The sequence below is a fragment of the Paenibacillus sp. P36 genome (genome assembly GCF_045866505.1).
GTDB classification, from domain to species: Bacteria; Bacillota; Bacilli; order Paenibacillales; family NBRC-103111; genus Paenibacillus_E; species Paenibacillus_E chondroitinus.
This window is the reverse complement of record NZ_AP038372.1, coordinates 3,977,762-4,001,196: the sequence shown is the minus strand read 5'-3', so window position 1 is coordinate 4,001,196 and position 23,435 is coordinate 3,977,762. Positions and strand designations below refer to the sequence as shown.

Sequence of the window (23,435 nt, the reverse complement as noted above, 5' to 3'; positions counted from 1 at the left end):
AAATTCATTGTTTCACATGGCAAAACTGTTGATTTAACAGGGTTTCATGATGATTTAGCTCGTCAAGAATAATTTTTTTAGAAGATTCTCATGGTTTTCTAATAAAGTAGGCTTGACCCTTGCCAGCCCACGGTTTTCTCCTCTCCTAGCAAATTATAGGAGACTTCCAGTCTGCTATACTAGGCTCAGCTAAGAAATTAGCGCTCACAACAAGGAGGAGGACAATAACTATGAAATTACATCATAAATGGAGCAAGCGATTGGCTATTTTGACAATTGGAGCGACCGTTGCTATCTCAGGAGGGGTAATTAGTAGTCCACAGCCTACTCAAGCTGCTACGAATAATGATACTGCTACTATTGACGCTACAATCACAAGTACGTCCAAAGCGGATAGCATTATTGCATTAGGTAAAAGATATCTGGGCACACCTTATAAGTTCGGTGCAGCAGTTGGGCAAACGAAAAACTTTGACTGCTCGACATTGACGAAATACATTTTTGGTAAATACGGCATCACATTGCCTCGAACGGCTGCTCAGCAATCCAAAGTTGGTAGTTTCGTTTCAAAAAGCAATTGGAAGAAAGGCGACCTGCTATTCTTCTCCGTTCCTGGCAGATCAGGAGTCGGTCATGTAGGCGTTTACCTTGGGAATAACAAGATGCTTAATACTTACGGTGCTGGCGGTGTGAAAATCAGTACGATTAACTCCTATTGGAATTCTCACTATATGACAGCGCGACGTGTGATTAAATAGTCTTTTGAATGAGGAGCTAAGCAGCTTACATGTGCTTAGCTTCTTTTTTTATGCTCTCAAATAATTAGGCAATAGAGAGGAAACAATATGTTCGTGTTTATCCTACCTGAAGGAGATTAATTGACGTGAACAAACTACGTGCCTCACAAATCGCTGCTTCTCCGGTTATGGCTAACGTTTCTTGCAACGGCGTTCCTATCTATATTCAAAATGTCGATGAAGCGAATGAAACCGCAAGAATTTATGCCTTAGATCAACCTGATCAGGAACAAGAAGTCCCTCTTCACAGTTTGACCGAACATTAAAGTTAACCGAAATACATCCGCGAAGCTGCCTCTGTAGTTAAAGCTACTAAGGGGACAGCTTCTTTTTTATTTCCCCTTTTCTTATAAAACGGGCAATTGGTACGGTTTCGGGCAGAAGTGTACCTATCCACATTCAGAAATGATCTTATATAATCGGACATGTGCAAGTGCGGTAGCGCTTACATATATGTAGTTATTTCAACGACAAAGGAGACAAGTGAAGATGAAAAGCAGATTGCAACGCCGAAGGAAGGTATGGCTGGGATTGCTGCTCGCTATCGTTGTCATTGCGCAGATCGGCTACATCCCTTCCGGAGAAGGCACGGTCAAAGCCGCAGACAATGGCTTGGCACAGAAGCCATATATGGGCTGGAGCAGCTACAGCATGCAGGTCTACGATGGTCCGTCCGGCAACTGGATTTCCGAAGCCAAGATCAAGAAGATGTCGGACGCTATGCATGAGAAATTGCAAGCTCATGGATACAAATATATCAATATCGATGCGGGCTGGAACGGCAGCATGGACGAATACGGAAGACCGGTGCCAAGTGCTGTGCTTTATCCGGGAGGTTTTCAGAATCTCGTTGATTACATCCACGGTAACGGCCAAAAAGTCGGCCTCTATTTCATTCCCGGCGTTTCGCCTGATGCGGTCACTCAGAACTTACCTATTTATAATGCCCCTGGCTGTAACATCGGTGATATCGTCGTAAAACCCTACAAATTCGCGGATTATTGGAACATCGGATACAAAATTGATTTCAGCAACCCTTGCGCGCAAAAATATATCGATTCCGTCGCGGATGCCATCGCTTCCTGGGGCGTGGATTTCGTCAAATTCGACAGCGTCACGCCAGGCTCCGGGCATAATGATGTCAGCATCGATGCACGTGACGATGTTAAAGCCTGGTCAACGGCGCTTAGCAGACACAATATTTGGTTTGAGTTATCTTGGGCTCTCGACCACAACTACGTGGACTATTGGAAAAAATACGCGAACGGTTGGCGGGTCGATTGGGACGTGGAGTCCTATGACCGCGAGGTCGGCATGACACAATGGGCGAACATTGCGCGTTTGTTCCCTGACGCCGCCCTTTGGTGGCGCGATGCCGGACCGGGAGGTTGGAATGATTTCGACTCCTTGAATGTCGGCAATGGCGCAACCTCCGGTTTGACCAAAGACGAAAGGCAAACTGCAGCTACGCTGTGGGCCGCTTCGGCCGCGCAGTTTTATACAGGTGACGACCTGTCCAACCTCGACGCTTATGGTCTTGATTTGCTGACAAATGACGAAGTTATCGCGGTTAATCAGGCTGGACGGCCCGTTCACCCGGTTTCAACATCGACCAATCAGCAAGTCTGGTATGCGAATAACGGTGACGGTACGTACACGGTTGCGCTTTTCAATCTGGGCAACAAAGCAGCGCCTGTCACTGTTAACTGGAACGACATCGGCCTGAATGGCCCTGCTTCCGTTCGCGACCTGTGGAGCCATACCGAACTTGGCGCTTACACTTCAAGCTATGGCCCAGTTTCCTTGGAACCGCACGCTTCCCGTCTATTTAAAGTAACGGCGCAAAACGGTACCTCTTTCGTCAATGACGACGACACAGGCGTGCGATACACCGGCACTTGGACACGTAACGGCGGCAAAGAATTGGTTCGCGATGCACAGGATTTGTCCATTGCGATTACGGACACCTCCCCCTCTCCTGCTAGTCAAATCGAAACTCATGCATTGCAGCCAGTGAATTCATTGGGCTCTACAGTCTCTCATTCGGTCTATATTAACGATACGGATCCACTCATTCAGTATTCGAATAAGTGGGGTCACAGCGGCGGAAGACCTTTCGGGGACTATCTGGATGATGTTCATTACGGTGAGCCGGACAACGGGACGCAGCCGGAATTCAGCTACACGTTCACGGGCACTGGCATTGAACTGTTCTCTGAGCAGGGCACATCCAATGGACGGATGGACGTTTATATCGATGGACAGCTGAAAGGCACTGTCGATGCCGAAGGTCCTCAGCAATCCGGCTTATACTCGGTCTATCGTATCGCTGATCTTCCGCAAGGTCAGCACACGCTTAGAGTGCTAAGAAACGGCACCGGCCAATACTATTTTATTCTGGATGCTTTAAAGGTAACGGCTGAAACGCTGCTTGGCCAACCTTCTGCTAACAGTTTTGACAAAGATCAACCATCAGACATCACGACGAATCTCCTCCTTGGCTCAAACTCGCTGACAGGCATCAATAATGGCGCAGTTTCCCTGCAGCCAAATACGGACTACACGATAAGCGGAGGCAATCTTGTAACAATCAAGAAAGAATTCCTCCTCCAGCAGCCATCGGGGCAACCGGTCCAACTGGCGTTCACTTTTGCTGGTGGTGACTCGCAATCCCTGTCTATCGCGATCACTGGAACGTCCCTCAATCCAGTAACTGCTGCTTTTGACAAAAAAACATCCGCACAAGCGGACGTCCTTACAACGCTTACACTCGGAAGCACTAACAGCCTGACAGGCATTATGAATGGCACAGACAGCTTAACCCCTGGACAGGACTACACCGTTACGAACGATGTTGTGAAAATCTCAAAATCCTACTTGAATCAACAGCCTATTGGTCTTACGAATTTGACCTTCACTTTCCAATCAGGCAGTCCAAGAACGTTCGCCATAACCATTAGCAACTCCGCCTCTCCCGGAAGGTTCACCTACATCAATGACGACAACTCGGAAATCCACTACACCGGGGCTTGGAACCGCAGCACAAATCGACCTTTTAACGATTATGGCAAGGACGTTCATTATGTCGAGCAGAACAACGATTTTTTCACCTACACCTTTAATGGCACAGGCATTACTTATATAACTGAAGTCGATCAAGGCCAAGGCGATGTAGACATCTATATCGATGGTCAACTACATGGAACGGCTCATACGTTCGGAGCGAATTCGCATAACTTAGCTCAGCAAGAAGTCTATACAGTCAGTCATTTGACACCTGGAATTCATACATTGAAAGCAGTCAAAAAGTCAGGACAGTTCATGCTGCTTGATGCGCTTAAAGTCCAGCAGCCCGACCTGATGGATATCTCTGCCGCTGATTTTAATAAAACGACGGCTGCAGATGTGAGCGTTAACCTTCTGGGCAATCCGGACAGCCTGCAAAGTATTTCGAACGGCGCGAGCAAGCTCGCGAATCCTGCTGATTATGTCATTAATGGCCAGCAAGTGACCATTAAAAAAGAATATCTCTCTGCTCAACCTGTCGGCAGCTTGAAGCTTACTTTTTCTTTCGCAGGTGACTATGCAGACGATATCCATGCAACTTCCATGAATGGCGACTCCTACCTCTACTCTTTCACAGGAACCGGGATCGAACTCCTCGCACCAACCGGTCCGGAGCTGGGTGACATCGACATCTATATCGACGGGGAGTTGGAGCAAACGATCAATGCCTATTCAGCCATTCGAAATGCCGGGCGAAGTCTTTACCGCATCTCATCACTTCCGAAAGGCACTCATACATTGAAAGCGGTCAAAAAATCAGGCAGCTACATGCTTGTAGACGCGTTCAAATATGAAATTGCGGCGAATAGCGGCACGCCTTCCACTCCTCAGACGGGTGGCGGCGGCTATGGAGGAGGTTATGGAGGCCCGATTGTGAACACCAACGCATGGAATGTCGTGCGTACTACTCAAACTGACGGAACAAGCAAAGAGGAAGTCAAGATCTCAGGTGATAATGCGAAAACGTTGATTCAGAAGTCCAAGACTGCTGACGCCAATTCGGCTATTATCTCCTTACCAGATTCCAAAGATGAAGTATCCATGACAACTGTGCAATTGACTAAAGAGTCGCTCAGCTTGCTTGTCGACAGCGGTCTTGACCTTATGCTCGATACGGCTAATGTTAAAGTCCTTATTGCTAACCAATCACTCAAAAGTATGAAAGATGATAGTTATTTCAACCTTGTTCCGGTGAAAGCTTCGGCTTCAGGCCAGGACTTGGAACGTCGCGCGAACGCGGCGACAGTTGTACTAGGCGTTACCGGAGGCGCAAAAACCTCGTTGATTGGCCGTCCAGTAGACATTACGACGAACCTGCTTGATCAAGAGGTTACCATCGTTCTCCCGTTTCCAGATGATTTGAGCGATATGGAGTTGCAACAAATCGGTGTCTATATCGAACATAGTGACGGAACTAAGGAGTTTAAAAAAGGCACTGTGACCACGCTCCAAGGGGGCCGCGGGATTCAATTTACGACGAACAAATTTAGTACATTTGCCCTTTTGAAAGTCGATGGCCGGACATTGTCCTTCTCGCATGAGCCGTACATCCAAGGCTACGAGAACAACTTGTTCCGTCCCGACAATCGCATTACCCGCGCCGAAATGGCAATGATTCTCTCGCGTATTGCGGCCAAACCGGCACTAGCCAGCGGCAGTGAATACATTGACGTGAAGCCGGATCTTTGGTCTTATGATGCGATTGCCCAAGTGTCACGCATGGGTCTGATGCAAGGTTACGCAGACGGCACCTTCAGACCGGACCAGCCAATCACTAGGGCGGAAATGGCAGCTCTTGCCGCCCGGTTTGCGGTGGGTACCGCAGGATCCGGAGCAGGCTTTTCGGATACGACCGGCCTATGGGCCGAAGACGCAATCAAAGCTGCTCAAGCTGCGGGCTACTTGAACGGTTATGCAGATGGCTCCTTCGGCCCAGCTAATCCGCTCACTCGCGCAGAAGCCGTTACCGTGATCAATCGGGTACTCGGCCGTGGACCACTTCATGGAATCGTCCACTCGCCATGGACTGATGTTCCGAACAGTCATTGGGCTGTTCATGACATTGAAGAAGCTTCGGTCCGCCACTCGTTTGAGCCGTTGGCTGCCGGTGGAGAACAGATTGTGGAGTGATTCTGACACCCCTATCACACGCTAAGAAAAAGGGCATTTCAACTTCGTTGAGATGCCCTTTTCTATCTTAGAGATAATTCTTTTTCACTATGCCTGCCTAAGCACAATATATTCCTTGACAGGAATATTCCTAATAAGGTATATTCATAGCATAAATCAAATGGATGCGATCCTAGGAGGCTGAAAGCAATGAAAAAAATTACGATTCCTTACTGGATTTTTACTGTTTTAGTGGTGTTATTTATGGGGATGGGCGCAATCGGTGATACGGTAAAAGCAGCGTCTGCGGTAGAACTTTTCAAGCATTTGGGATACCCTGATTATCTTCTTCCCTTTCTTGGAATTGCCAAGATATTAGGTGTCATAGCTATCCTTATTCCCGGTTTTCCTCGAATCAAAGAATGGGCATATGCCGGTTTGATCTTCGATTTGACCGGAGCTGTGTATTCAACCATCGCTGTGGATGGCTTTATGGCTGGTTTAGGCTTTCTTCCAGGCTATATTATTATCGCGGGTTCCTATGTGTATTATCACAAAAGGCAAAAAGCTGGCATGCTGAGTCAAACGAATCAAGTAAAGCATCTAGAAGGACGTACCGTTTAAGCGTTTAAATAAAAAAGAACGGCTGTGCAAAGCAGCCGTTCTTTTTGTAGTTTACAACTAAGCTTTTGTCCCTAGTTTAGCTAAATTAGCAAAACTAATCTCTAAGCTTTCAAATGGATTCCGGTCATAGCAATCATCCTGCTCAACCGCTGCCCATTCCACACCAATGTCTTCACAGGCTTGAATGATTCCTTTGAAATTCATATTGCCTTCACCGACCTCGGAGAAACGCTGTTTCCGATCCGGAGTCACAATCATATCTTTAAAATGTACGACCTTCATACGTCCATCCATTTTACGGATCCACTCCACGGGATCTGCCCCACCTGCTTGTACCCAGTAAACATCCAATTCGAAATCGACGCTATCAGGGTCTGACATTTCAAACAAAATGTCCATGCCTGTCTTCCCATCATATTTGGCGAACTCAAAATCATGATTGTGATAGATAAACTGCAGCCCGGCATCTTTCAGCTGTTTGCCAAATTCCGAAGCTTGTTTGGCGAATGTGGCATAACCTTGACTGTTCTCCCGAAACTCTGGCGGGAGTCCGCCTAACCCGACATATTTACAATCCCATGCTTGATGCTTCTTAATGACGCCGTCCATATCATTCAACAAGTCGTTATATCCGATATGAGTGGCACAGATCGTCAACCCTTCTTGGTCTGCAAGCGCTTTAAATTCTTGGATGTCGATTGGTCCAATACCGGAAGCTTGTACAGCGTTATAACCCAATTGCTTAACTTTTTTCAAGCTTTCGCTAATATCAGCGGGTGTTTTCAGAAAGTTGCGAAGCGTATACAGTTGCGCGGCGATTCTCATTCCTATCACTCCATTCGTCAAATTTGAGTCATTTCATATATAACATAGAATGATGGGTTTGAGCCACACAAAAATTCGATGACATCCCATTTTTCAAATGAGAATTGCATTTGAACTAATAAAGCTGCCGTTTCTAGGCACGGCAGCTTAAGATCTAAAGCTCTACAATTTTAGTTGCAACGTTATGGCAAAATTCCCGGTCATGCTCTACAAACAGAATCGTCGGTGAATATTCGAGCAGCAAGTCTTCAATTTGCATCCGAGAAATGACATCTATAAAATTAAGCGGTTCATCCCAAATATGCAAATGTACCTGCTCACTCAGACTTTTTGCAATTAATACTTTTTTCTTTTGTCCGCCGCTATACGATGAAATATCCTTGTCAAACTGAATTCTGGAAAAATCCAGCTTTCTTAGAATGGATTTAAAAAGACTTTCATCAATCCCACATTCGGCAGCATAGTCAGATAGATTTCCATGAAGGTGCGATGTGTCTTGCGACACGTAGGATATTTTTAACTGGCTGTCCTTTCGAATATTGCCTGTGTAGTTCATATCCTCGCCGCAAATTAGCTTGATGATACTTGATTTTCCAGAGCCATTTTGACCTGAAAGCGCAATACGCTCACCTTGATCAATCGTGAAACTTAGATCTGAGCATACGGTCTTCTCGCCGTAATAAATGGAAACATGATCAAGCTCAACCAGCTGGTTTTTGTGAAAAGCAAGCTGCGAAATTTCTAAGCTTTCTGAGCTCTCGATATTTTTGAGGAGTTTCGACTTCTCTTGGATAGCCGAATGCTGTCTTTGCTCAATGGCTTTAGATCGTTTCATCATTTTTGCAGCTTTATGGCCAATATAACCTTTATCTACCTTGGATCCGGAATTTCTTGTTCCGTTTTTTGTTTTTTCCACTTCGTGCGACCAGTTCCCCGTCCTTTTGGCGGAATCTGACAATCGTTTGATGTCTTTTCGAAGTTTTTCGTTCTCTGCCAGCTCGAAGTGATCTTGCCGCGACTTATTTTCCCACCAACTTGAAAAATTACCTTTTTGAATTTCAATGTTGGTCTTATTGATGGATAAAATGTGATCTACACAGTTATCGAGAAAGGATCTGTCATGCGATACCAAGATAAATCCACTTTTCGATTTGAGATAATCGCTAACGAGTTTTCTTGCTTTCATATCGAGATGGTTGGTCGGCTCATCAATTAAAAGAAAACTGTTCTCTTTGATGAACAACGTAGCCAGCAGCACTTTCGTTTGCTCTCCGTTGGATAAGGAGTCAAATGGCCGGTACAACACATCCTCGGAAACCTTTAAAAGTGAAAGCTCGCGCATTAACTGCCAATGAATATAGTCGGGATAAATGTCATTGATGACATCTATCGTATTATTACTTTTCTTCTCAACGGGAAACGGGAAATATTCGAAGCTTACATTAGCGGAAATGTATCCACTGTATTCAAGTTTACCAAGCAGCAGATTGAGAAACGTTGTTTTCCCTCTTCCATTTCTTCCTGTAAAGCCTAATTTCCAATCGGTATCGATTTGGAAATTGACGTTTTCAAATATGTTATCGTAACTTCCTTCGTAAGCGAACGTTAAGTTTGTAACGTTTATTAATGACATAGATAGATCCTCCTGTATAAAAAAAATAAAAGCTACAAGAAAGTTACATTCTTGTAGCTCAAATAAATACAGTTAATTAACCCCTGGACGGAGTTAAATAAGGATATCTTGTATCGTTTGAGTGAAAGATAATGTAACTTTCTTGCATACGAAATAAAACATGCGAAAAATCGCTTTAATGTTTTACCGTTAGCAAGAAAACCTACATTATGCCTTCAACTCCACTCCTGAAAATTTAAATAAAGTATAACAAACTCATTTTTAAAAATCAATACAATTAAGCCTGGCGATAAGCTGGTGCGCCCATCGGGGATGATCCCGCGCCACCATCTACGCTAATTTCAGCCCCCTGCACAAAGGAAGAATCATCAGAAGCCAGGAACAAAGCCACATTGGCGATCTCCACAGGTTCACCCAAGCGATTCATTGGAATCTTAGGCGCTAACGCGGCTTCAACTTTTGACAATCCCTCTGGTTGACCCCAAATTGGCGTCCGCGTAGCTCCAGGGACAATCGTGTTTACTCGAATACCGTGTGGTGATAATTCTGAAACAAACACTCTGGCCATACTGGTCACTGCACCTTTACTTGCGGCATAAGCTGCATAACCCGGGCTTCCTCCTTTAGCCAGTACGGAGCCGTTTAAGATCACGGAAGCTCCTGATTTCAGATGAGGCAAAGCAGCTTGAACGGTGAAAAATACGCCAGTCACGTTTACTTGCATAATTTTCTCAAAAAGAGTAAGTTCAGTCCCTCCAACAGGCGTATAACCGGAAATACCCGCATTTGCGAAAACAACATCTAGACGACCGAATGTCTCGACCGCTTTGGATACAGCTTCTTCTGCACTTGTTGGATCAGTCGCATCTGCCTGCACGGCAAGTACGTTAGATGCACCAAGCCTCTCCACTGCCGCGTCCAACGCTTCCTGATTACGACCGGTAATAACCACCTTCGCACCTTCGGCCACATATAATTTCGCCGTTTCAAAACCAATTCCGCTGCTTCCACCTGTAATTAAAGCAACTTTCCCATTCAATTTTCCCATCTTTTATCTCTCCTTTAGCATATAATTTGTTTAAGAATGATCATTCTTAAATTATCAAAAAAAACAGTCACGCTCTGTTTCTTTTTTTTGAAACAGGATGACGTCGTCCTTACTGAAAGTATCTTAGCATATTGAGAACGATCAGTAAAGAATTATTTTGCGACGATCATTCTCGTATTTCACAATACCCTTCTATCCGCTGAATAATGAACTGAACATGTGGGGAAAACAACTAGGATGAGCACCGTTATAAAAATTTGTTCCGATATTCAGAAGGCGTGGCCCCATACTGCTTCTTAAAACTCTCTCTGAAATGATCCTGATCTGTATACCCGATTCTGTCGCAGACTTCATAGATTTTAATGGCTGGATCCTTCAGAAGCCTTGCCGCCTCTTCCATACGAAGACGAATAATGGCATGGTTCATCGTAACCCCTGTTACTTCTTTAACCAGCAGGTTAAGATATTTTTCGCTTAACCCTACGGCATCCGCTACATCCGATAGTGACAACTCCTTGCGCATATAACCTTTTTTCATATACTGTATCGCCTGTTCAACCAGCTTCTTCTTTTTTAAATTCCCGCTCCATTCCCTATGAAGCATGGTTTCAGTCAAATTGGGAAGCGATTCCTTGGCTGCTTTCTCTGCCATCTTTAGCGCGAGACGTTCTTCCCTCTCCTTGCGCAGCACGTCAACCGCATTTGCAAGTACTTTCTCAATAGCATCAGGATCGATTGGTTTCAGCACATAATCCAGCACTTGCAGCTTAATGGCCTGTCTGGCATGCTCAAATTCGTTTAGTCCTGATAAAATGATACAGCGAATATCCGGGTTACGGGATTTGATAATCTCAATCAATTCCAATCCGTTCATCTTGGGCATGCCGACATCTGTCAAGAGAAGATCCGGCTTCTCGCGTTCTAACCAGTCAAGCGCCTCTTGCCCATTCTCTACAGCTCCTAGTAGCTTTATATCTAGTGCCTCCCAATGAATCGCACGAACCAAAGTCTCTCGCACGATTTTCACATCTTCCGCGATCAGCAGCTTAAACATTCGAAGCATCCTTTCTGGCTACAGCTTGTTCTGAACGATAAGGCATAACAACTTCGACACAGGTGCCCATACCCTCCGCAACTTTTAGATACCGCAAACCAAATTCGTCTCCGACAAACAATTGAATTCTCCTGTGTACATTCATGGTGCCGTACCCGCTTCCTGGTTCGGGTGAAAATTGTTCGTCTCGTACAAAATGGTGCCCAAGCATACGATTCATTTTATCCGCATCACAGCCACGGCCGTTATCTTCGACCCTGATTGCAAGCTCTCCCTGCTCTACTCTGGCAGAAATGACAATTCGGCAGCCTGTCTTGCGTTCAACAAATCCATGAATGATAGCGTTTTCTGCTAGCGGTTGCAAAATTAGATGAACGACAGATGCGGACCGAAGTTCACTCGGCAATTGGATATCAAAGGTCAAATCGTCGATCATCATTTGCTGAATATGGAGATAAGCTTCAACTTGTTTGATCTCATCTTCCAAGGAAATCCAGGTCTGTCCCCGATTCAAGCCATAGCGAAATACGTTGGCAAGCGAACGTACAACCTGACTTGTCTCCCGATCTCCTATCATAATGGCCCTGCAGTTAATTAAATCCAAAGTGTTGTATAGGAAATGGGGATTGATTTGGGCATGTAACAGCTCCAATTGAAGCTGACGGCGTTCTATTTCTTCGGTAAACGACTTTTCGATCAGTTTATGAATCGTTACGAGCATAGATGCGAACTTCTGGTTCAGCTCATCAACTTCATAAATCCCCGTTTTTTGTGAAGGAAGCGGCACTTTGAACTCCACAACTTCCGGGCGCTGTATGGCTGTTACCAGTTTCGTGATAGGAACCGTGACCCTCACGACAATTTTTCGGAGCCATAACCCTGCAATGAGTAAGGCAGCTGCTGCCGTGGCTGCACCAATTGCTGAAATGGCGAAAGTGTACCTGCTGAAATGACTGTTGGGAGCTACGGCGAGAAGCTTCCATCCATTCTTCAGCGTCTCGAACATGACCCTGTAAGTTTCGTCATCTATTTTCGTTTCGAGGGTACCTTCGGCTCCTTTTAATTGAGAAACATAGGGCAGTTCTCCGGCATTCGTGAGAAAGTCGTGGCGCTCGCCATAAATGACACGATTGTTTTCGTCAAGCAGCAGATGAAAGCCCTGATCTAGAGGAGCATTATCGAACACGCCTTTTATGCTGCGGGTATCCGCACCGACAATCACCGTACCGATGCTACGGCCGTCTTTGAGGCTTGCTTTTTTCCTTGCGGAATAAATCATGGCTAGGTTTGAATCCGTCTTTTGACCCCACCAAGCATTCTGTTGTTTCCCGCTGCTCAGATTTTGAAACCATTCTTGATTTTGCAAATCGCTATTTTTATAAATTCCTGTAGTCGGATAAAAATGATCCGGAGCCATCGCATATAGCCCGCTCTCCGGTTCCAATATAACGGATACGACGTACGATTGCTGCGCGATATTACCTGAGCCGAAATCGTTCAGGAGTGACAATAAAGACAGATTTTGCAAATTCGTCTGCAAGGTGTAGTAATCGTCTGCCGCTTCGTAAGGCTGTTGATAGGTATTCATGAGCAAATTTTCAATGGATTGATTGCTTAATACAAAAGCCGCTACGTTATTCATCGTATCAAATTGATATTCGATATTTCTATAAACGAATTTCATGGATTGCTCCGCCATCTTGATGGAATGGTCGTTCTGCACGCGGATAAGGATGTAACTGGCTGCCGTCGCAAATAGGGCGATGAATGTGACAATCAAAGCAAATATAGGAAGACTGAGCCTTGACAATAACCCTGAGCTGCCTCTTTGTTTTCGTATCCGAATAGCCATTCATACCTACCCTTTTTCACCGGTGTTATTGCAGAAGCCCCAGCTTTTCATATCTCCAGAGGGGCTCCAGCCATTCAACTGCGGTCCGACTATAGCTTAATCATACACCAAATGATTAGCACAGTCCTGCACAGGTTGGTTGTCGTACTACTTACCAGATTTTTTCTTAAAAGAAGCTTCTAATTCACTAAGGATTTGTGCGCCGCCTTGTGACTTCCATTTTTCCACAAATTCGTCGAACTTCTTCCCGTCCGCACCCATAATAATTTGGGTAAAGACGGAATCCCGCATTGTGTTCAGTTCCACAAGTTTCGCGATTTTCGTAGGTGAATCCAGATAGTTGGAGGCATCCGTAATTTGAAATTTGTTGTTGATGGCTATATCCAAAGCCTGCGATTGTCTTAGCGGCAGCGACTCCAAATATCGAGGCCAGCCCTTTAAGCCTGGCGCGAACAGATAGCTTTGAACACCACGGAAATTCCCGTTCTTATCTTGTTGTGTCTTGGGATCAAGCAAATCGGTAACCAGCTTCATCTTGGCGTTATCGATTTTGTAGTCTTCCCCTTCTATGCCCCATACGGTTAGCATTTGGTTCTCCAGTGACAAGGAATTTTCGATGATGGACAGAACCTTTTTAGGATCTTTCGTTTTCGCGCTGACGGCGTGCATTTGTCCGAATGGCGCTCCAGCTGGCGCTACGGCTTTACCATCCGCACCAACAATGGAGTCCGTCAAAGTCAAATATTTAAGTGGTTGAAAGGACTGATCCGGCAACTTCCCGTCGGAAGCGAGCTTCCCGCTTTTCTTGAGCTCATTGGTTTCCACTTGGGTATCGTAATCGTTGGGTGTTGACCACCAGCCCATCCACGAAAATAGTTTTCCACTGAACAGCTTTGCCCGGAGCTGCTCTTCTTTAATGGTCGCGAATTCTTTATCGATGAGACCTTCCGCGTACATATTTTGCAAATAAAGCAGGGCTTCTTTCATTTTCGGATCAATATCATAATTGCTGAATGTACCATTCTTCTCAGTGAAATAACCCGGAGTTACGCCAAATGCACCAAAAATATGGTCAAAAGAGTTATTCGCATATTTCTGCTGGCCGATTTGCGCCGTATAGCCGCCTAACGGGATAACATCCGGTTTAGCCGCTTTGATTTTTTTGAGCAGGTCATTATACTCATCTAGTGTCTTAGGTACCTGGGTGCCCGTACTCTCCAAATAATCCTTACGCAGGACTAGATTCCAGCGGTATCCTGCTCCCGGCCCCCCTTGATAAGGAATGCCGTAAATTTTGCCGTTTACTTTGGCCTGCTCGAAAACTTCTTTGGGTACCTCCTTGAGAATATTCGGGGTATCCTTTTCATTAATGAGATTCGTAAGATCGTAAAAAGCGCCCTGCTGGGCATACTTTTGGAAATCATCGGCAAAATCAATCCGCACCACATCGGGAATGTCTCCGCTCGACATCTTCAGATTCAACTTCGTTTTATACTGTTGAACATCGACCATTTCCGGGACGATTTTAATGTTCAGTTTCTTCTCTATGGTGTGCATGATGAGATCTTTCGAAGGATCATAAGGTTTGGATATGTCCTGCCCTTTTAGCCATTTCAGTTCATAAGGCGCATCACTTATTGGCACCGCTGAACCTGTGATTCCAGTGGGCGAAGACGTCGCAGCAACCGGATCGACAGCTTTGCTGCATCCTGCAAGCGTCACGCTCCCTGCCAATATGGCGGCAATTGCGCTGTACGACCAAACTTTACCTTGATTTGACATGTTATATGACCTCCTAGACTTGTCTTCATCGTATATTTCTAACCCTTCACAGAACCAATCAGCATCCCCTGTTCAAAGTGCTTTTGAATAAACGGGTAAATCAGCATCATTGGCAGTGCAACAATCACAATTGCGGCCATTTGGATGCCTATGGTAGGTGGCGGCGTAGCCCCTGCGGCTTCAAGCAGCTCCGGCGGAAGGCTGGAACTGGCAATAATGGTACGTAATACGAGCTGTACAGGCGCTTTGTGCCAATCCGTAACATACAACATAGCATTGAAGAAATCGTTCCAGTAAACCACCAAATAGAGCAGCCCTATCGTTGCGATAACTGGCTTGGATAGCGGCAGAACAATCTGCCATAGGACTCGAAGTTCGGACGCCCCGTCCATGGAAGCGGATTCACGCAAACTTTCGGGGATACCTTCAAAGAAAGATTTCATGATGATCATATTGAAAGCGCTATAAGCCATGACCAAAATTAGCACATAATTTGTGTTCAACAACCCTAACTGTTTGATCGTAATATAGGTGGGAATCATTCCCCCTTTAAACAACATGGTAAAGATGAAATAAAGCATAAGGATTCTGCGCCCGGGCAATTTCTTCTCCGCAAGTGCGTAAGCAGCTGTGGTCGTAAGGAACAAGGCAAGCAGAACGCCTCCTGCCGTATTCCGGATCGTATTGCCATAAGCCGCAAAAATTAACGATCCTTCCTTCAGCAAATACGCATAGTACTCCAAACTGAACGATGTTGGGAATAAAATCAAACCATCCTTTTCACTGAAAATGTGATAAGGCGTCACAGATACGGAAATTACATACCAGAAAGGGATGATAATGACGAAGGTAATGATCGTAAGTATCAAATAATTCGTGGCGACAAAAACGTTCTCGCCTTTCGTTTGCTTCATCGGTACTTTTCCCCTTTTATCAGAAAATGCCGGAATCATTGAACCGTTTGGCCATCTGATTGGCGGCAACCATCAATACAAGACCAATTACTCCTTTGATAACGTCTGCTGCAGCGGCAAGGCTAAGATTAAACTGCTCAATCCCAACACGGTAAATGTACGTATCCAGTATATCTCCGACTTCAAAAACCATCGGATTGTATAAGTTAATGACTTGATCAAGCCCTGCGCTCATGATGTATCCAACCCTAAGGATGAAAATGACGATGATTGTTCCTGTAATTCCTGGCAAGGTAACATGAACAATACGCTGAAACCGTGTCGCACCGTCCATAATGGCCGCTTCATAGACCTCCGGGTTGAGTCCGGCAATTGCCGCAATATAGATGATAGCCGCCCAGCCCATTTCCTTCATGGCATCCGTAACAACCAGGATTGTTCGAAAATACGCAGGTTCAACAAGCAGATAAGTCGGATCACCTCCGAAAAACGCAATGATTTTATTAATAACCCCAGTTTCCGGCGATAGGAGCAGGGTGATAATCCCTCCATAAACGACCCAGGAAACGAACCTTGGCAAATAGACAGCAGTTTGGAGCGATTTTTTGAACCAGGCAACTCGGACTTCATTTAATGCAAGCGCTAGCAAAATAGGGCATAAAAAACCGCTTATCATTTTGTACAAGCTAATGAGCAGTGTGTTCTTGAACGCGTTCAGAAACATCTCCGATTCAAATAACAAGTGAAAATATTTGACACCTGCCCAATGACTGCCCGAAAAACCCTGTATGGCGTTGTAATCCATAAAAGCAATGCTAACCCCGTAAAGCGGAAGATAATCAAAAATAAGAACCCATAAAAATGCTGGAACTAACAGAACATACAACAGCTTATATTTCCAAATCCTCCTTATCTGCTTGTGTAGTGGCTTTTCTTTTGCGTCTGTGATTCTGGCGGTCACCAGTTCCATTACTATCCCCTCCAGTCCGACCTCTATCGCTAACCTTTCTGAGTTAGATTGTTTACAAGACTAAGCTTATCGGAAATTGCCAGGGTGGAAAACCCGAGCGAAGGACAAAAAAGCAGGGGAAAAGTCTTATTTCGGCCGGGAGTTTCCAAAAAATAAGGGATGAAGCATCGCTAGAACGTGCTCCATCCCCTATTTAATCCGGATATGTCTCTTTCAGGAACTGTATCGATTGCTTGATTAACGACCTTAAAACATCTACTTGGATGTCATCCACTTTATGAATGTAAACGCAGGCTTTCCCTGTCGTATGTTTTCCTAAATCCTGCAGGAGTGATTCCCGCTGCGAGTCACCTGTTGCGAAATACAAACTAATTTTGGCTTTCCTTGGCGAAAATCCAACAAGCGGCGCATCGCCTTCATGTCCGCTCTCATACTTGTAATGATACGATCCAAACCCTATGATGCTCGGCCCCCACATCTTCGCGGGATAGCCGGATGTTTCCGTAAAGATATCCAGAAGCTTATAGGCGTCTTCACGTTTCTTGGGACTATCGACATCCTCAATAAACGCTAAAACGCTTGTATCGTTTTCCTTCGTCTTTTGTTCATACATGGGATACAATCACCCGTTTCCATAAGATATACCGACTTGAAAAGTAACGTATCATGAGTCGTTGCAACTTGTCAAAACGACTCCTTTTTATTGTCCGCCAATAAAAAATAACTATAATGATTCCTTCATAATGCTAAGTTGGTTGATCTTGTGGTAATCTGATAATAACGAAAACGAACGGAGGGGTTACGTGTGATAGATTTTATCCGAGTTAGATCTTTGCGCGGCTAATTGAATAGCGCTCAAGATTCTGTCTGTGTACAGAGGACTCAGGATATGTTTGTCCATTTATAACCCTGATTTGTTGCACCTATCTGTGAATCAAGAAGCTCAGTTGTAGGAAGGTGAAGTATCCTTCTCGGCCAACTGTTGTTTGTTTTCTTGTATTCACTATGATAGTCAACGTCCTCTCAACCACTGACAACACAAGCCTGCTGCTTGTGTTGTTTCTTTTTATTTCCCAATTTGAAAGGATGATGACCTATGGAACAACAGAAAGAGAAAGCGATTATAATCGGTGTCCATCTATGGAACCGATCGGATTTTGCTTATTCGATGGAGGAATTAAGCAACCTGGCTGAAGCCTGTCATATTGAAGTGGTTGGCGAGTTATCACAGAAAGTTACGCGTGTGAATCCTTCCCACTACATCGGAACGGGAAAAATTCAGGAGTTAGCCGCTCTAATTAGCGACAAGGACGCCTCAGTGGTCATATGTAACGATGAATTGACTCCTTCTCAGATTCGAAATCTGGAATCTTCCCTTGACTGCAAAGTCATTGACAGAACGATCTTGATTCTGGATATTTTCGGGGAGCGCGCTCAAACACGGGAAGCGCAGCTGCAAGTTGAGGTCGCGGAGCTCCACTATATGCTTCCGAGACTCGTCGGATTGCGTGAGTCTTTAGGACGCCAAGGTGGCGGAGCCGGCTTGAAAAATCGGGGTTCAGGTGAAACGAAGCTCGAACTTGACCGCCGTAAAATCGAGGATCGAATCGCGGCTTTACAATCCGAGTTAGAGAAGCTCGTTGGCCGGCGCCAAACACAACGGAAGCAGCGGCGCAAAAATGAGGTGCCGGTTATATGTGTCGTTGGTTATACGAATGCCGGGAAATCAAGTCTGATGAATGCCATGATCGAACAGTACAATCCGCGAGCAGATAAGCAGCATAAACAAGTTTTTACCAAAGACATGTTGTTCGCCACGTTGGAGACCTCAGTTCGCAGTATCACCTTGCCCGACCGTAAAACATTTCTATTAACAGACACGGTAGGGTTTGTTAGCCAACTTCCCCACCATTTAATTAAAGCATTTCGCTCTACTTTGGAGGAAGTTTCAGAAGCTGATCTGTTAATTCAAGTCGTAGACATCTCTAATCCCGATTACGAGAAACATATTCAAGTGACCAATGACACGTTGAAAGAGCTGGGCGCAGATCATATTCCCATGATTTTTGCCTATAACAAATCTGATTTGACCGAGCATGCCTATCCTCGAGTAGAAAAGGATCTCGTCTACCTTTCTGCCAGACAGCAAAGCGGCATGGAAGAGCTCACACAGCTGATTCGCGATCGCATCTTCCAAAATTACATGGCATGCGAAATATTAATCCCCTATGAGCAGGGTCGATTGGTCGCCTATTTCAATGAACATGCCCACATTCAGTCAACGAACTATGAACCGGACGGAACCCGTCTGAAGCTGGAATGCCGCGTCTCCGATTATCATCAGTTTCGCGATGATTTTCAGCAACTTTAAGGCGTGAGAACCCTCAACTGAAAATAGAAAAACAGCGCATCTGAAAAGATGCGCTGTTTCGATATAAGGTATAAATCTTAGAATTGCTTTGCAACTTCTTTCGCTTTAACGATTGCATTAGCTTTGATTTCTGCAGCTTTATCAGGTGCAGCAGCCATACCTTCAACGAAGATACCTTCGAAGCTAGGTACGCCAGTGAACATCATGATTTTTTTCAAGTAGCTGTGACCAGTTTCGAACCCAACTGCTGGACCTTCGGAGTATACGCCGCCAGAAGCTTGGATGTGAAGTGCTTTTTTGTTGTTCAGCAAACCAACAGGACCTTCAGCTGTGTATTTGAACGTTTTACCAGCAGCACAGATCGCATCGATGTAAGCTTTCATAACTGGAGGGAAAGAGAAGTTCCACATTGGTGATACATACACGTATTTATCAGCGGATATGTATTGATCCACGATTTCACCAAGACGCGCGATTTTAGCTTGCTCATCTGCCGTTAGTGCACTGAATTCAGTTCCAGAGCCAAGTTTACCCCAGCCGCTCAATACATCGCCATCGATTTGTGGAATGTTAGTTTTGAACAAATCAATATGGATAACTTCGTCACCAGGATTTGCTTCACGGTATGTTTCGATAAATTCTTTACCCACCGCCATGCTATAGGAAGCTTGGTGATCGTTAGGGTTTGCCGTAATATAAAGTACAGTTGCCATGGTTTCACTCTCACATTCTGTAATTTTATTTGTTACAATTTCTATTATAACTTATTTTTAATAAGTTGCAAGCAAAATGTTATTTATCTACTTTCACTGTATAACACAATATAAGTAAGCGTTTTATTCATACTGAAAAAAGACTGCACAAGGCAGCCTTTCAAGGTCTAAATGGTAAACGTGTGATGACCAATCGCAATCTTCTTGATTCTGCTTTTACTCCAAGATGCTTTGGCAGTGACCGGATTATAAAAATAAAGAGCTCCTGTTGTTGGATCCACGCCATTCAAAGCGGCTGCTGCTGCACGGTAAGCTGTTTCGTTAGGTTTGAGAGCAAATTGACCATCATCAACAGATGAAAATTGGCCAGGTTGATGAATGACTTCCGTGATGGAATCTGGAAATTGTTCGGATTGAACACGATTCAGAATGACAGCTCCCACGGCAACTTGACCCAAGAAGGATTCACCGCGAGCTTCGGAATGAATGATTCGTGCCAGCTCATCCAGCACCGACTGTTTGGGTGAAATAGATTTTTTTAACTTCGACAATGTCAGTGAGTCGGCTTCACCGTCAACCGCCAAGCCGTAGCTGGCTTGAAATTTCTTAACAGCACTTTTCGTTTGGCTGCCATAGTAACCCGTAATTCCAGCATGAAAGTAGCCAAGTGCACTTAATCTTTCTTGCAGATCCAATACTTGCTCACTTTGTGTGCCCTGGGATAATGATTGTGCGCTAACCGGAACCGCCATCCCCATGATACCTAAGGAACAAATGCAAATTAGAGCCTGTACTTTTTTCTTCATGTTTCAAGATAACCTCCTCTTCCTTTTACGCGCTGCATGTGAAAACAACATACAGCATTACAAATTTAGGGGTGTTGATCCGACTCAAGTTGTCGCCATACACGCTCTACGGATAAAGACCAGCTTCTAGCTGTACCTATACACTTCGGGAGATGATCCCGGTAAAGGTCGCAAAAAAAGGACTTGAGGCTTAATCCCCAAGTCCTTACCGTTCGAAACGCATGAAATAACCGCTGCTAATCGCTTATAATTCCTTATTTAACATCATTTCGAGAACAAGTTTATCCATCTCGGACGTTGCCTCATTCCCGATCCGACAGAAGTTCTCGATGGTTTTCTCGGCGTCATTTTCAATGAATCCATTCGTTGAGGAGATGGACTTCCCTTTTGACGCCAAAAGCGCAGATTGTACCGCTGCGCTTGTACAAGTCGCAACTTTCATGGCGCAGCCGCCTTTGGCCCCATCGCACATCATCCCGGTCACATTGCCAAGCATGTTCTGGATTGCAGCCCGAATCTCGGGTTTCCCTCCGCCCAGCAAATAGGTAATCCCGCAGCTGGCGCCCGTACCCGATACGGTCACTCCACATAACGCGGATAATCGCCCAAACTTCGATTTGATATGAATCGTGACCAAATGGCTTAGAGCAACCGCGCGAATGAGTTGCTCCTCGGAGGCGCCGAGCCTCTCTGCTGCCGCGATGACAGGATTTGTCGCGGCAATCCCTTGATTGCCGCTTCCTGAATTCGCCATAACAGGCATCGTGGAGCCGGCCATGCGGGCATCCGAACCTGCTGCCGCGAGCGCCATCGCATGGGAAATGAGATCATCGGATAAAATTCCCCGCTGCACGTTTTCTTTTATCGTCTTACCGACCTCAAGTCCGTACGAATGTGTTAAGCCGTCTAACCCTGCCTTGCGATTCAGTTCTATGCTTTGCTTGACCAAACTGAGCTCTACAAGATCAACGGCATTCACGAAGTCAACAATTGAATCGATCGTTAGTGAGTTCCGGTCCTCCTTAGAGCTCTTAAAGCTCGCGTTTGCACAGCCTCCGGTATCCACGATCTTCCCATCGACTTCTATCAACGTAATATTCGTATGGTTATCTGTAATGACAACCTTTGCGTACCTTTGCTCAGCTTCAATCATGACTTCAATGTATAGTTTGGTTGGTGTATCAGCGAGATGGACCACAGAAATCCCCTCATCCACCATTGTCCGAGCCTCGGAAATAGCGGCTGGGTCAATATCCGCAAGTACTTCCAATTGTTTCTCCGCATTGCCGGCAATCGCCCCTAGCGCAGCTACAAAGTCAATCCCTGTCTGACCCGTTCCGGGTATGCCGACGGCTAAGGCGTTCTTAATAATGCCTGCGCTAGCGTTCACCGTAATTTTGTCTATTTTACCGTTAACATACGTCCTAGCCTTGGCTGCTGCTAACGCTATCGCAACTGGCTCTGTACACCCAAGCGCAACAACTAGCTCATTTCTAAGTATCTGTATGAATATTTCCGACTTCAAGATGTACCCCCCCTAGCCCGAAAGGTACAATGACCTTTTGAATGATGACTAAAATATACTATAATTGCTTCATTTCGTACAACTCTCTAATATTGGGTGCAGCCGCAATTTCACTTAACCTTTAACCGTTTCTCGAATGGCGGGCTGCCGCACATCCACAGACTTTTGTTTGGCCAAGATCAAGGTCAAGATACCACTTGCAATGGTAAGGACGGCCAATGTTAATAAATAGGTTGAGATCCCAAACCAATCCAGACATGCCCCCGTCGCAAGCAGCGCAACCTGGAACATGACACGGTCAAGCATTCCTCGAAATGAGAAAAAACGGCCTTGAACGTCTTGCGGGACTTTGATTTGGAAAAGGGTCGAAACCATCGGAAAGAAAAAAGCGACAGCACAGCCGAATAAAACAAAAGAACCAAGTACGGCAGAGGTGTTCTCGCTAAAGGACATGCCAGCAAATGAAATCGCGAATAGTAACATAAATAGCGTAGAACTGGTTACCAGATTTCGCTTGCCGATCACCCGTTTGGCAAATAAACCTACGATTAAGATGCTCATTCCTTCAATGGAATAGATCCATCCCATCAGTTCCGGTTTATGTTGGACTTGGCTAAATTTAAGCACAAGCAAATTGAAACCACCCAAGAACAAAGTGATAATACCGCTATTGATAAGCGCTATGAGGACAGCCGGCTCTTGCCGGATGAACGGAAACAGCTCGGAGAAACGGATTTTCTCCTTCTTTTTAACCATTGTAGAATCCGTAATATTTGTAATCTTCAACTGCGTAATGAGCAGGACAAGAATCACGTAAAATACAAGCGACAATGCATACACCGTATATAAATTCATGACGGCAACCAAAATGCCTGCGACAGCTGTACCGCCAATCCTTGCAATTGTAGTCACGTTGAAATTTACGGTATTCGCCTTCAGCAGATCGGATGCTGAAACGACTGCCGGCAGTGCTGCTTGCACGGTAGGCATATAGACTGTCGCGGCTAACTGCATAATGACCACAGACAATAACATGATTGCAACAGATTGGTAATACAAAGCAGCGAACATACAAATCGGAGCAAGACAACGAAAGAACCCTGATATGAGCAGGATTTTTTTCTTATCATAACGGTCGGCCCACACACCGGCTTGCGGTGAAATAAGCACACCAAGAAATAACCCGCACATCAGGATTAGACTTTTGCCTAAATCAGACGGAACATGGCTTTGCATGAATTGCAAATTGGCAATGATGCTGGTCCAGATGCCTCCGCCTTGGATGGCTTCACCAATCATCAAAATGATAAACGCACGATTTCGAAACAAAGAAGAATTCATTCCTA

The 23,435-nt window shown here is 45.2% G+C and carries 18 protein-coding genes; 5 read left to right on the top strand and 13 right to left on the bottom strand.

Going from position 1 to position 23,435, the window contains the following annotated elements:
* Positions 1-230 precede the first annotated feature (230 nt).
* The 4 genes from ACKTT9_RS17940 to ACKTT9_RS17925 all read left to right on the top strand — a co-directional run bounded on the left by ACKTT9_RS17940 (position 231) and on the right by ACKTT9_RS17925 (position 6,596).
* Positions 231-758, top strand: coding sequence for a C40 family peptidase (locus ACKTT9_RS17940; RefSeq protein ID WP_407872649.1), 528 nt, complete (start codon positions 231-233; stop codon positions 756-758).
* Between the two features lie 125 nt (positions 759-883).
* Positions 884-1,063 carry an H-type small acid-soluble spore protein gene (locus ACKTT9_RS17935; protein WP_407872648.1) on the top strand — a complete coding sequence of 60 codons (180 nt, stop codon included), beginning with the start codon at positions 884-886 and terminating at the stop codon, positions 1,061-1,063.
* Positions 1,064-1,286: 223 nt separating this feature from the next.
* Positions 1,287-5,993, top strand: a complete 4,707-nt coding sequence (locus ACKTT9_RS17930) for a X2-like carbohydrate binding domain-containing protein (RefSeq protein ID WP_407872647.1) — start codon at positions 1,287-1,289, stop codon at positions 5,991-5,993.
* A 189-nt stretch (positions 5,994-6,182) separates the two neighbouring features.
* Entirely contained in the window at positions 6,183-6,596 is a 414-nt protein-coding gene (locus tag ACKTT9_RS17925) for a DoxX family protein (RefSeq protein WP_407872646.1), read from the top strand.
* A 57-nt stretch (positions 6,597-6,653) separates the two neighbouring features.
* On the opposite strand, the gene ACKTT9_RS17920 is transcribed toward ACKTT9_RS17925, so the two are convergent.
* From ACKTT9_RS17920 to ACKTT9_RS17880, 9 genes are all read right to left on the bottom strand, one after another.
* Positions 6,654-7,421 carry a sugar phosphate isomerase/epimerase family protein gene (locus tag ACKTT9_RS17920; protein ID WP_407872645.1) on the bottom strand — a complete coding sequence of 256 codons (768 nt, stop codon included), beginning with the start codon at positions 7,419-7,421 and terminating at the stop codon, positions 6,654-6,656.
* 154 nt (positions 7,422-7,575) lie between these two features.
* Positions 7,576-9,054, bottom strand: coding sequence for an Lsa family ABC-F type ribosomal protection protein (locus ACKTT9_RS17915; protein ID WP_407872644.1), 1,479 nt, complete (start codon positions 9,052-9,054; stop codon positions 7,576-7,578).
* Between the two features lie 277 nt (positions 9,055-9,331).
* Positions 9,332-10,102 (bottom strand): SDR family NAD(P)-dependent oxidoreductase, encoded by a 771-nt coding sequence (locus tag ACKTT9_RS17910; protein ID WP_407872643.1) that lies wholly within the window; start codon positions 10,100-10,102, stop codon positions 9,332-9,334.
* 247 nt (positions 10,103-10,349) lie between these two features.
* A complete protein-coding gene (locus ACKTT9_RS17905) occupies positions 10,350-11,156 on the bottom strand; it encodes a response regulator (protein ID WP_407872642.1) in 807 nt (268 codons plus the stop codon).
* Positions 11,149-13,008 (bottom strand): sensor histidine kinase, encoded by a 1,860-nt coding sequence (locus ACKTT9_RS17900; RefSeq protein ID WP_407872641.1) that lies wholly within the window; start codon positions 13,006-13,008, stop codon positions 11,149-11,151. Before ACKTT9_RS17900 ends, ACKTT9_RS17905 begins: the two co-directional genes overlap by 8 nt.
* Positions 13,009-13,155: 147 nt before the next feature.
* Positions 13,156-14,790, bottom strand: a complete 1,635-nt coding sequence (locus ACKTT9_RS17895) for an extracellular solute-binding protein (RefSeq protein WP_407872640.1) — start codon at positions 14,788-14,790, stop codon at positions 13,156-13,158.
* Positions 14,791-14,828: 38 nt separating this feature from the next.
* Positions 14,829-15,704 carry a carbohydrate ABC transporter permease gene (locus ACKTT9_RS17890; protein WP_407872639.1) on the bottom strand — a complete coding sequence of 292 codons (876 nt, stop codon included), beginning with the start codon at positions 15,702-15,704 and terminating at the stop codon, positions 14,829-14,831.
* Positions 15,705-15,723: 19 nt separating this feature from the next.
* Complete coding sequence (locus tag ACKTT9_RS17885) at positions 15,724-16,674, bottom strand: ABC transporter permease (RefSeq protein WP_407872638.1); 951 nt, start codon at positions 16,672-16,674, stop codon at positions 15,724-15,726.
* 193 nt (positions 16,675-16,867) lie between these two features.
* Positions 16,868-17,287, bottom strand: a complete 420-nt coding sequence (locus ACKTT9_RS17880) for a DUF1801 domain-containing protein (protein WP_407872637.1) — start codon at positions 17,285-17,287, stop codon at positions 16,868-16,870.
* 483 nt (positions 17,288-17,770) lie between these two features.
* On the opposite strand from ACKTT9_RS17880, the gene hflX reads away from it, so the two are divergent.
* The gene (gene hflX, locus ACKTT9_RS17875; protein ID WP_407872636.1) at positions 17,771-19,045 is read left to right on the top strand and encodes a GTPase HflX; all 1,275 of its coding nucleotides are present in this window, start codon (positions 17,771-17,773) and stop codon (positions 19,043-19,045) included.
* Between the two features lie 77 nt (positions 19,046-19,122).
* Here hflX and ACKTT9_RS17870 read toward each other — a convergent pair whose 3' ends face one another.
* The 4 genes from ACKTT9_RS17870 to ACKTT9_RS17855 all read right to left on the bottom strand — a co-directional run bounded on the left by ACKTT9_RS17870 (position 19,123) and on the right by ACKTT9_RS17855 (position 23,430).
* Positions 19,123-19,758: an FMN-dependent NADH-azoreductase gene (locus ACKTT9_RS17870; protein WP_157326390.1), complete on the bottom strand. Its 636-nt coding sequence runs from the start codon at positions 19,756-19,758 to the stop codon at positions 19,123-19,125.
* Positions 19,759-19,925: 167 nt separating this feature from the next.
* Positions 19,926-20,564 carry a cell wall hydrolase gene (locus ACKTT9_RS17865; RefSeq protein ID WP_407872635.1) on the bottom strand — a complete coding sequence of 213 codons (639 nt, stop codon included), beginning with the start codon at positions 20,562-20,564 and terminating at the stop codon, positions 19,926-19,928.
* 244 nt (positions 20,565-20,808) lie between these two features.
* A complete protein-coding gene (locus ACKTT9_RS17860; RefSeq protein WP_407872634.1) occupies positions 20,809-22,089 on the bottom strand; it encodes a serine dehydratase subunit alpha family protein in 1,281 nt (426 codons plus the stop codon).
* A 114-nt stretch (positions 22,090-22,203) separates the two neighbouring features.
* A complete protein-coding gene (locus ACKTT9_RS17855; protein ID WP_407872633.1) occupies positions 22,204-23,430 on the bottom strand; it encodes an MFS transporter in 1,227 nt (408 codons plus the stop codon).
* Between the last annotated feature and the right edge of the window lie 5 nt (positions 23,431-23,435).